The following is an 11,123-nucleotide window of genomic DNA, read 5'->3' as shown; positions in this document are numbered from 1 at the left end:
GGACACCCCAGACGGGGAGCCCCGAGTGTGGCAACCGGCGGGGCCGGGTGCGATGGCCTTGCGACGAACTGCAGCGCCAGTGGCGTGAACCCGCGGCGGCACAGCCATCAAGGCGCAAGAGGCCGTCCGGCCTGGAAGGCTGGAGGCTGGGGGCTGATCCTCGTCAACCCTCGCGCTGCAGGCGCTGCAATTCGCTGCGCCAATCGGCCCAGCGGCGCAGCGTGCGCTGGCGCTGGGCGGGCTCGGCGCGGGCCAACACGGCCAGGGTGTCGTCCACCACGGTGTCGCGCAGGGCTTGCTCGTTGGCGCTGCGGGCCTCGGGAACGAGGTTCATGGCCCGCATCAGGTCGCGCACGCCCGCGGCCGATTGGCCGCCGGCCCAATGGCGCAAGCCAGCCAGCAGCTGGGCCTGGCGCTGCTCGCGCCGCTGGCGCTGGGCCTCGGGGTCGGGCACGGCCCATCGTGCTGCGCGCTCGCGCGCCAAACCAGCCTGGGATCGATCGAGTTCGTCCAACCAACGCTCCAGGCTGCGGACGTAGGCTTTTTCCCGCGCTTGCCGCAGCCGCTCGGGCGGCGCCTGCAGCTCGCGCCACCATCGGTCTTGGCGGCGGGCCATCTCGGCCTCCATCGAGGCCCATTGCTCGGGCGTGAGGCCGGCCAGCAAGGGGCCGGCCAGCGGCGCCGCGTGGACCAGGGTGCGGTGCACGGAGTCGGCCCAGGCGGCCTCCAACTGCGCCAGCTCGGCACGGTCGAGTGCGCCGGCGGCCAGGGCCTTTTCGGCCTTCGCCAACAACGCGTTCAGCCGGGGCAGTTCCTCGCGGCGGTGCCAGGCCTGCAACTGGGACCAGGCCTGATCGAACTGCGCTTGCTGGCGGCGGTCGAGGTCGACGTAGTCGTCCACCCACCAGGAGGCGAGGCGGGGCAGCTGCTGGTAACCCAGGCGCAGGGTGCTGCAGGCGCTGAGCAAGGCCATCAGCGCCAGCAACGCCCAAACGGCGAAACGATGGTGGGGGGCCGACATGGGCGCATGGTGCCGCTGGCGTTTTGCCCCCGTTGGGCCCAGGGCTTCAGGCACAACGCTGGCGCAGGTGCGCCAGGGCTTCTTCGACCTGGTCCACCAGCACCAGGCAGAGGTCGCCCTCGTTCAGGTGCGCGAACGCGTGGTCGATGGCAGCGAACTCACCCCGGATGTCGTCGATGCGCGAGGTGCGGCTGGCACCGGCCAGGCCTTGGCGTAGCAAGGCCACCACCTCGCCGTCCTCGCGGCCGCGCTGGCAAGCGTCTTGGTAGAGCACGACGTGGTCGAAAGCCGCCCCCAGGATTTGGGTCTGTTCGACGATGTCTTGGTCGCGCCGGTCGCCCGCACCACTGATGACCACCACCCGCCGCTGGGCCGGCATGGCGTCCACGGCGGCCACCAGGGCACGCATGGCGTCGGGGTTGTGGCCGTAGTCGGCGATGACGGTGGCGCCGTGGTACTCCATGACGTTGAAGCGGCCCGGGGCGTTGTCGCCGTCGGTGCTGAAGCTGGCCAGACCGCGGCGGATGACGTCCCACGCCAAACCGGCGCCCCAGGCGGCTGCCACGGCCGCCATGGCGTTGTCGACCTGGAAGCCCAGGGTGCCACCACGGGTCATGGGCACGTCGCGCAGCGGGATGGACTCGCGCCAGGCACCGTCGCTGGCCACGATGGCGCCTTCGTCCACGAACACGCAACGCTTGCCCTGGGCGCGGTGCGTGGCCATCAGGGGCAGGTGGCGGTCGGCCGCAAAGAAGATGATCTTGCCCGGGCACGATTCGGCCATGGCCACCACCAGCGGGTCGGTGGCATTGAGCACGGCGTAGCCGGTGGGGCTGACGTTTTGCACGATGACCGACTTGACGCGCTTGATGTCCTCGGCCGTGTCCAGGTAGTTCAGGCCGAGGTGGTCGCCCGCGCCGACGTTGGTGACGACCGCCACCGCGCAGCGGTCAAAACCCAAGCCCTCGCGCAAGATGCCGCCGCGGGCGCACTCCAGGACCGCGGCCTCGACGTCGGGGTGCATGAGCACGTTGCGCGCGCTCTTGGGGCCCGAGCAATCGCCGCTGTCGATCTGGCGGCCATCGACGTACACGCCGTCGGTGTTGGTCATGCCCACGGTCATGCCCGCGGTGGCGAACAGGTGGGTGATGAGACGCACGGTCGTGGTCTTGCCGTTGGTGCCGGTCACGGCAACGACGGGGATGCGTCCGTCCTCGTTCTTGTCGGGGCCGTAAATGCTCTGGATGACGGCCTTGCCCACGTTGCGGCCCTTGCCGTAACTGGGGCTCAGGTGCATGCGCAAGCCCGGCGCGGCGTTGACCTCCACGATGCCGCCGTGCAGCTCTTCCAGCGGGCGCAACACGCTCTCGGCCACCACGTCGACGCCGCACACGTGCAGGCCCACGATTTGCGCCGCCGCGATGGCGCGCTGGGCCACTTCGGGGTGCACGTCGTCGGTCACGTCGGTGGCGCTGCCGCCGGTGCTCAGGTTGGCGTTGTTGCGCAAGATGACGCGCTGGCCTTTGGCCGGCACGCTGTCGGGCGTGAGGCCCTGTTGCTTGAGCCGCTCGATGGCGATGTCGTCCAAGCGCATCTTGGTCAACGAGGTGGCGTGGCCGTCGCCGCGACGGGGGTCTTTGTTGACCTCGTCGACCAGCTCACGCACCGTGTGCACGCCATCGCCGCTGACCTGCGGCGGGTCGCGCCGTGCCGCCGCCACCAGTTGGTTGCCCACCACGAGCAAACGGAAGTCGCTGCCAGGCAAGAACTTCTCCACCATCACGGTGCCGATCTCTTCGGCAGCCTGGTAGGCGAGTTCGAAGTGCTCGCGCGTCATCACGTTGACGGTGACGCCCTTGCCTTGGTTGCCGTCCAGCGGCTTGACCACGACCGGCAGGCCGATGTCCAACGCGGCCTCCCAGCCGTCGTCCACGCTGTCCACCGGGCGACCAATCGGCACCGGCACACCGGCGCTTTGCAGCAGGCGCTTGGACAGGTCTTTGTCCTGCGCGATGGATTCGCTCACGGCGCTGGTGGCGTCCACCTCGGCCGCCCAAATGCGGCGCTGCTTGTGGCCCCAGCCAAACTGCACCAAGCTGCCTTGGGTGAGTCGGCGGTAAGGCACGCCCCGCGCCACGGCAGCGTTGACGATGCTGCCGGTGGACGGGCCCAGGCGCACGTCTTCGTCCAAGTCGCGCAGCTGCTTGACCACCGCCGCGGCGTCCCAGTCGTCGCGGCCATCCAGCGCGGCCTGCAACAGCTTGACGGCCTCGTCCATGGCCAGCCGGCCAACGTCTTCCTCGCTGTACTCCACGACCACCTGGAAGTGGCCGGGCGTGCTGGTGACGTGGGTGGTGCTGAAGGTGACGGGGCAGCCGGCCTGGGCCTGCAGCGCCAAGGCGGCCTGCTCCAGCACGTGCGCCAGGCTGACGGGCACGCGCTGACCCGACGGCGGGCGCAGCGGCCCCAGGCCCGGAAACAGCGCCCGCAGTCGGGTTTCAAAACCGGGCAAATCATCGATCTGGCACTCCACCGGCGTGCAGATCACCACCCCTTCGATGGCCGTGTGTCGGCTCCAGAGGTTGGGGCCCCGCAGGGCGCGCAAACGAGAAACGTCCATGGTGTGTTGGCGGGTGGGAGTGGTTTACTGGGGCAGCGCCGGCACGAAGGTGTCCAGGCCAGCCACGATGAGTTCGGGAGAAATGCCCAGGGCCCAGGCGGCGCCCACGGCGGCCAGCACGGTGGCGGCATCCACCGGCTTGCCCGTGCCGTCGAAGCGCGCTTGCAAGGCGGCCACGTGGGCCCCGACGGCTTCGCCATCGGGCGCCAGCAGCATGGCCTCACCGCCGCGCAGCACCACGGCGCGGCCGCCGGCGTGCAGGTGGGCTTGCAGCGCAGGGGCCTGCGCGTTCAGGCTGTAGAAGATCACCGCGCCGTCGCACAGTTCGGCCATGGCGGCCACCTGCGGGTCTTCGGCGTTGAGCACGGCCGCCCCCTCGGGCAGCACGACATCGACCTGGGTGCGCAACACCTTGAACAACTGTGAGTCCTCGTGCACATCGTGCAGAGTCAGGGCCTCGGTGCGGGTGAGATCGGTGACCACGCCCACCCAGCATCGGTCGTAGGCCAAACCGTCGTTCAAGATGGCCATGGCATCGTTCTCGGCGACCACGGCATCGACCCGGCGGTTCATCAAGAGCCGATGGGCGGCATCAAAGGGCCGCTTGACGCGTTTCTCCACCTGCCGGGCGCCCAAAAAGAGGCCGTCGGCGCAGGCCAGGCCCACTTGCTTGCCGTGCAGGTGCAGCAGCCAGGCCACCAAGCGGGCCACGGTGGCGGTGCCGCGCGAGCCAGCCACGCCCACGATGGGGATGCGGCCCGATTCGTCTTCGGCAAACAGGTGGTCGACGATGGCTTGCCCCACCGGCTGGGGCACGCCCTCGGCGGGCTTCAGGTGCATCAACAGGCCGGGGCCGGCGTTCACTTCGACGATGGCACCACCCTGATCCTGCAGCGGCCGCCCGATGTCTTCGGCCACGAGGTCGATGCCGGCGATGTCCAGCCCGACGGTACGGGCGGCCAAGCCCACGGCGTGCGCCACCTCGGGGTGGACCTCGGCGGTGCAGTCGATGGCCACGTTGCCGTTGCGCTGGATGAGCACCCGCTGCCCATGCGCCGGCACCGACTCCACGCGCAGGTTCTGGCGCTGCAGCTCCAGCAAGACCACCGGGTCCTCCTCGGGGACAACGCGGTTGAGCGGGAAGTCTTCCGTCAAGCCGCGGCGGGGGTCGGTGTTGATTTGTTGGTCGATGAGCTGCTTGACGTTGTGCTTGCCATCGCCCACCACCCAGGCGGATTCGCCCCGCGCCGCGGCCACCACACGGCCGCCCACCACGAGCAGGCGGTGCTCGTTGCCGGGAATGCAGCGCTCTACCAGCACCTCGGAGCCTTCGCGGTCGGCCAGGGCAAACGCCGCGTGCACATCGGCTTCGATCACCAAGTCGAGCGTGACACCACGGCCATGGTTGCCATCGCTGGGCTTGACGACAACCGGCAGGCCCAAGTCCTTGGCTGCCTCCCAGGCTTCCTCGGGGCTCTTGACCACCACGCCCTCCGGCACGGGCACACCCACTGCCTTGAGCAAGGTCTTGGTGAGGTCTTTGTCGCGGGCGATGCCTTCGGCGATGGCGCTGGTGCGGTCGGTTTCGGCCGTCCAGATGCGCCGCTGGCGCGCGCCGTGACCCAGTTGCACCAAGTTGCCGTCGTTGAGCCGGATGTGCGGGATGCGCCGGTCGGTGGCGGCGGCCACGATGGCGGCGGTGGAAGGGCCGAGGTAGCAGTCGTCGATGGTGTCGCGCAAGCGCGCCACGGCCGCGCTCACGTCGAACGATTCGTCGTTGATGGCGGCCATCAAGAGCGCATGCCCTTCCTTCAGAGCCGCGCGGGCCACCTGCTCGTCGCGCGCCCGAAACACCATGCGGTAGACGCCACGCTGGCTGGTGCAGCGCGTTTGGCCGAAGCCCGTCGGCATGCCGGCCAAGTTCAACAGCTCGATGACCACGTGTTCCAGCACGTGACCCATCCAGGTGCCTTCCTCCAGGCGCTGCAGGAAGCCGCCGCGCTCACCCACGCCACAGTGGTGCTCCACCAGCGCGGGCAGCCAAGCGCACAGGCGTTGATTCAGGCCCGGCAGGCTGTTGGAGGGGAAGTCTTCCAGTTCGCCCAAATCCAGCCAGGTTTCCAGGCAGGCTCGGTACGTCCAGATGTTGGGGCCGCGCAGGTAGTTGATGCGCAGCAACTTGATGTCGTTCTTCTTGCTCATGGGCAGGGCCAGGGCTGACGGGAATGGGGGCGATTCTGCGCCGACAATGCCCGCCGTTCAGAACCAGAAGCGCCCCCGATGCAGCCCCTGCCCATCAGCGACACCCTGCGACAGCACCCCGCGTGGGGTTCGGCGCAAGCGCATGTGCAGCCGGACGAGAACGTGGTCGCCGCCGCCAGCGTTGACCTGGACAGCCAGCGGCGCTTTCAAGCCGGCCTGCTGTTGATGGTGCAAGGGCCCCGCGGGGCGCGCTTGGTGCACCAAGGCGGCCAGCAGTGGCCGCTGCGCCCCGGCCAACGCTTGCAGATGCACGACCAAGGCGGATTGGGCACCCTGGAGTTGGTGGACGATCAACAGCGCCTGGCCCACTGGCCCTTCACCCTGGCCGAGCAACTGGGCCTGCAGCGGCTGTGCGAAGCCTTCGAGCGCCTGCAAGACGAATGGGCGGGGCGGCCGGCCCCAGCGGCCAGCGACGACGCCGAGCACTGCCCCACCTGCCAAGCGCCACTGCCGCCCGAGAGCGAGGAGTGCCCCACCTGCCACCGCGAGCTGCACACGCCGCCCAGCACCTGGGTGCTGCTGCGCCTGTGGCGCTTCGCCAAGCCCTACCAAGGGCAGCTGCTGCTGGGCTTCCTGTTGATGTTGGGCGCCACCGGCGCCACCCTGGTGGCCCCGTACCTGACCATGCCGCTGATGGACGATGTGTTGATCCCGTTCCAGAACGGCCAGCCCATCGACACCGGCCATGTGGCGCTGCTGCTGTCGGGCCTGTTCGGGGCCGCCCTGGTGAGTTGGGCCCTGGGCTGGGCCAAGACCTACATCCTGGCGCTGATCAGCGAGCGCATCGCTGCCGACTTGCGCACCGCCACCTTCGACCACCTGCTGGGCCTGTCGCTCGAATACTTCGGCAACAAGCGCACGGGTGACCTGATGGCCCGCATCGGCTCCGAGACCGACCGCATCAGCGTGTTCTTGAGCCTGCATGCGTTGGACTTCATCACCGACGTGCTGATGCTGGCCATGACGGCGGTCATCCTGTTCAGCATCCACCCTGGGCTGGCCCTGGCCACCCTGGTGCCCCTGCCCTTCATCGCGTGGCTCATCCACCTCGTGCGCGACCGCCTGCGCACCGGCTTTGAAAAGATCGACCGGGTGTGGGGCGAGGTCACCAGCGTGCTGGCCGACACCATCCCCGGCATCCGCGTGGTCAAGGCCTTCGCCCAAGAAAAGCGCGAGGCCAACCGCTTCAAAGAGGCCAACGCCAACAACCTGGCCGTCAACGACAAGCTCAACAAAACCTGGAGCCTGTTCGGCCCCACGGTGGGCCTGATGACCGAGATCGGCCTTCTCGTGGTCTGGGTCACGGGCATCTGGCTCATCAGCCACCAGAGCATCACGGTCGGCGTGCTGACGGCCTTCCTGGCTTACATCGGGCGCTTTTACGGTCGGCTGGATTCGATGAGCCGCATCGTCTCCGTCACGCAAAAAGCAGCGGCCGGCGCCAAGCGCATCTTCGACATCCTGGACCACGTCTCCAACGTGCCCGACCCGGCCCAGCCCGTGCCTTTCGACCAGGCCAAGGGCGCCTTGAGCCTGCAGGGCGTGCACTTCCGCTACGGCAGTCGCGCCGTCATCAAGCGCCTGGACCTGGACATCCGCCCCGGCGAAATGATCGGCCTCGTGGGCCACAGCGGCTCGGGCAAGAGCACGCTGGTCAACCTGATTTGCCGCTTCTACGACGTGACCGAGGGCAGCATCCGCATCGATGGCGTGGACCTGCGCCGCATCAAGGTGGCCGACTACCGCCGCCACATCGGCCTGGTGCTGCAAGAGCCCTTCCTGTTCTTCGGCACCATCGCCGAGAACATCGCCTACGGCAAGCCCGGCGCCACGCGCGAAGAGATCGTGGCCGCGGCCCGCGCCGCCCACGCGCACGAGTTCATCCTGCGCCTGCCCCACGGCTACGACAGCCTGGTGGGCGAGCGCGGCCAGGGCCTGAGCGGCGGCGAGCGCCAGCGCATCTCCATCGCCCGCGCCCTGTTGATCGACCCGGCCCTGCTGATCCTGGACGAGGCCACCTCGGCCGTGGACACCGAGACCGAAAAAGAAATCCAGAAGGCCCTGGACAACCTCGTGAAGGGCCGCACCACCATCGCCATCGCCCACCGCCTGAGCACCCTGCGCAAGGCCGATCGCCTGGTGGTGATGGACCGCGGCGAAATCGTCGAGGTCGGGCCGCACGACGAACTCATCGAGGCCCAGGGCCACTACTGGCGCTTGTGGGAGGCCCAGGTGCGTCGGGTGGACCAGGAAGAAGGCGAGATCGTCATGACGCCCAACCCGAACCAGCACGTGGAGGCTGCGGCATGAACCTGCACCGCGACCCCTTCGGCCGCCTCTTGCTGGACGGCGAGCCCGTGAACCCGGTGCGCGCCCACCCCATCAGCGCGCCCGACGAAGGCCTGAGCCTGGTCGGCCCAGACGGCCACGAACGCGCCTGGGTGGACCGCCTGTCCACCTGCCCCGAGCCCGCCCGCAGCCTGATCCAAGACGAATTGGCCCAGCGCGAGTTCCACCCCACGGTGCAGCGCTTGGTCCAGGTCAGCACCTTCAGCACGCCCAGCGTTTGGACGGTGGAGACCGATCGCGGGCCGCTGTCCTTCGTGCTCAAGAGCGAGGAAGACATCCGCCGCCTGGGGTCGGACGGCCGCCTGCTCATCACCACCAGCCACGGGCTGATGCTGTTCGTGGCCGACCGGTGGGCGCTCGACCGCCACTCGCGCCGCTTGCTCGAACGCTTCCTCTGAGCCAGGGCCGCTGGCCGGCGAACGAACGGACGAACGGACGAACGGACGAACGAACGGCCGGACGGAGCGACACGATCAGAAAAAAGGGCGCCTGCAGAGCGCCCTTTTTGTCGGGGAAGCTCCGGCCTCAATGAGGCGGCAGCTTCTTGGGGAACTGGTGCACGCGCTGGCGCTCCTCGATCACCTGCTGCTGCCACGCCTCGGCGGCGCTCAAGGCACGCAGGCGGTCACGAGCATTCGTGGGCGTCGCCAGCGGGCCCAGGTTGAGGTTGCTGGTCCAAGAATCGCCCTGACGCATGGCGATGGGCGCGGGCAAGGCGTCCACCTCGCTGCTGGGCAACCAAGGCACGACGAGGGCCGCTGCCTCGCGAACACGGGGCTTCAGGCGCGGATCGCCCACGCGCCCGCGTTGCCCCCAGCGCACGTTGCTGGTGACGATGGATTCGGTCGTGCGGGGCACGAACGCCACGTCGCGCTGCACGCCCAGCCGGCGGCTCATCAGCATCTCCTCGACGCCCATGGCCACGTCCTCGCGCGAGGTGCTGTAGGCGTACTCGTCGGTGGCCAAGTCGGCGCTGAAGAAGGCGGCCACCTGGTCGGCGGTGTAAGCGTTTTGCGTGGCGGTGGCCGTCTGGCCCTGGAACTTCACCTGCCCCAAGCCCTTCATCTCGTTCGAGGTCAAGGGAAAGCGCGAGCTGACGAGGTCCGACACCAACTGGCGAGCCGAGAAGCGGGGCGCGATGTTGCCCCAGGCCGACAGGCTGTTGTTGAGACCGGCGTACTGACCCGGGGGCATGAAGTCCAGCGCGTGCACCAGCTCGTGGTACATCAGCCAACCGGCCGCCGCCAGCAGGTCATCCTGCGAGCGATCGACGCGCAGCTTCGGGTCGAAGAAGCGGAAGTAGCTGCCGTTGTTCTTCGCGTAGCGCCACAGGCCGTAGTGGCTCAGGCTATTGCCGAAACCAGCGCGGAAGTCCGGGGCTTCGTCGATGGTGTCGCGCTGCGCCGGGGTCAGCCAGAAGTTGGCGGCATCCAAATAAATAGCGCCCGTGCCGGCGTAGTAGAACGAGGGCCGCACGTGGGCGCCCAGCACCACGGCCGTGGTGCTCATCAGCATGCGACGGAAATCGCCATTGGTGTCGTGCGTGCGCAAGAACTGCTCGAAGTTCTCGCCCAGCCAGTCGTGCGACACGATCACGCGGTTCATCACCTGCTCGACGGTCGGGATCTGCCCAGCCGACACGTCTTGCGCCAGGAACGGAAGCTGGCTCAAGGGGCACAGGTTGCTGTTGGTTTGCGCTGGGTCGTACACGCAGCGGACCAGCGCACCCGCATACGGACCGTTGGGCCGGTAGGCGTAGACGCGGGAGATGTGATCGCCGGACCAAACGGCGTTGCTGTCGTTGGCGGCGGCTTGCACTTGGCGCTCCACCACCACGAGGGCCTCGTGCGTGTCGCTCGCACCACTGGACGTGGTGACCGTGGCCCGGAAGCGCAACACGGTGTCGCGCGTCACCTCGGGCGCCACGAATTGCTTGGCCAGCGCGTCCACGTTCTGCAGGGTCACGGTGGGCCCGGCGGTCTGCACCCAGTTCACGCTGTTGATGGCTTCACCCGAGGGCGACCAGGCGCGCAGCGAAATCTTGCCGCCCATGCGCACGGCTTGGTGGTTGCGCACCAGCGCACGCACTGCCTGCGCGGGGGCGCTCACAGTGACGCGAACGTCTTCGCTGCGGGCGGTGCCGGCAGGGTCGTTGAACCGCACCCGGAAGCCGTAGGTGCCGGCTTGCGTGGGCTCGAAATGGATGACCTGCGTCTTGGCGCTGAGCAAGGCCACGCTGGGGCCCTCGATCTGCGACCACTCGGGCCGGGTGATGGCCCCGGTGCAACCCACGACGGCAGCGGCGGCCTGCTTGCCGACCAACTCGCCGCCGAAGGTGGTAAGTCCGTAGCTGGCGCTGCCGCTGTTGCAAGGGTCTTCCCCCAGCGCCGAAATCGGTCCCGGAGCCGGCGGGGGGGCTGGGGCAGGAGCGGGCGCCGGAGCGCTGCCCCCACCTCCGCCACAGGCGGCCAACAACAAAGTCAGGGTGGCGACGGTGACGGAACCGCCGAATGAACGGGACAGGGACATGGTGGGCATGACTCCGCGTTGGACGGAGGGAGCATTGCTCCCCGGCTGAGGCCGGCAGTGTGCCCAATCTGACGTCATGAAGGTCACAGGGCTGGCCCTGATGCAGGGGCATTGCGGTCGCCCATCCGCACCTGGATCGAAGCGGCGCATAATCAGCGGCTTGTTCCAAGGAGCGCTGCAACCGCGGGGATGACCCCGGCCAGGCTTGGAACGGAGCCCCCAAGGGGCTTTGGCAACGGCGCTCACCCGCTGAATCGGCGTGGGTGAGCGTGTCCTGTTGCTCTCTCCGTCGCGTTCGGCGGCCCGTGATCACCACCGGAGCCCGCGCATGAACGCCGTTGC

General features: G+C 68.7%; 6 protein-coding genes and 1 riboswitch. Of the genes, 2 read left to right on the top strand and 4 right to left on the bottom strand.

All coding sequences use genetic code 11. The features are described from left to right. Positions 1 to 163: 163 nt before the first annotated feature. From O9335_RS07950 to cphA (O9335_RS07940), 3 genes are read right to left on the bottom strand one after another with little or no spacing between them, the layout of a single operon-like run. A complete protein-coding gene (locus O9335_RS07950) occupies positions 164 to 1,021 on the bottom strand; it encodes a DUF6279 family lipoprotein (protein WP_298386178.1) in 858 nt (285 codons plus the stop codon). Positions 1,022 to 1,067: 46 nt separating this feature from the next. Then, a complete protein-coding gene (gene cphA, locus O9335_RS07945; RefSeq protein WP_298386175.1) occupies positions 1,068 to 3,641 on the bottom strand; it encodes a cyanophycin synthetase in 2,574 nt (857 codons plus the stop codon). Positions 3,642 to 3,665: 24 nt separating this feature from the next. Then, positions 3,666 to 5,843 carry a cyanophycin synthetase gene (cphA, locus tag O9335_RS07940; RefSeq protein ID WP_298386173.1) on the bottom strand — a complete coding sequence of 726 codons (2,178 nt, stop codon included), beginning with the start codon at positions 5,841 to 5,843 and terminating at the stop codon, positions 3,666 to 3,668. A gap of 78 nt (positions 5,844 to 5,921) precedes the next feature. On the opposite strand from cphA (O9335_RS07940), the gene O9335_RS07935 reads away from it, so the two are divergent. Both O9335_RS07935 and O9335_RS07930 read left to right on the top strand, forming a co-directional pair. Then, positions 5,922 to 8,213, top strand: a complete 2,292-nt coding sequence (locus O9335_RS07935) for an ABC transporter ATP-binding protein (protein WP_298386171.1) — start codon at positions 5,922 to 5,924, stop codon at positions 8,211 to 8,213. Beyond that, a complete protein-coding gene (locus tag O9335_RS07930) occupies positions 8,210 to 8,650 on the top strand; it encodes a DUF1854 domain-containing protein (protein WP_298386169.1) in 441 nt (146 codons plus the stop codon). Before O9335_RS07935 ends, O9335_RS07930 begins: the two co-directional genes overlap by 4 nt. Before the next feature lie 127 nt (positions 8,651 to 8,777). Here O9335_RS07930 and O9335_RS07925 read toward each other — a convergent pair whose 3' ends face one another. Beyond that, positions 8,778 to 10,781: a hypothetical protein gene (locus O9335_RS07925; RefSeq protein WP_298386166.1), complete on the bottom strand. Its 2,004-nt coding sequence runs from the start codon at positions 10,779 to 10,781 to the stop codon at positions 8,778 to 8,780. 161 nt (positions 10,782 to 10,942) lie between these two features. Beyond that, a riboswitch (S-adenosyl-L-homocysteine riboswitch) is annotated at positions 10,943 to 11,032 on the top strand. Positions 11,033 to 11,123 lie beyond the last annotated feature (91 nt).

Origin of the sequence: Inhella sp., assembly GCF_027532025.1 — a bacterium.
Taxonomy (GTDB): Bacteria; Pseudomonadota; Gammaproteobacteria; order Burkholderiales; family Burkholderiaceae_C; genus Inhella.
Note: the sequence above shows the minus strand (reverse complement) of the source record. Positions and strands in the feature narration are given on the sequence as shown.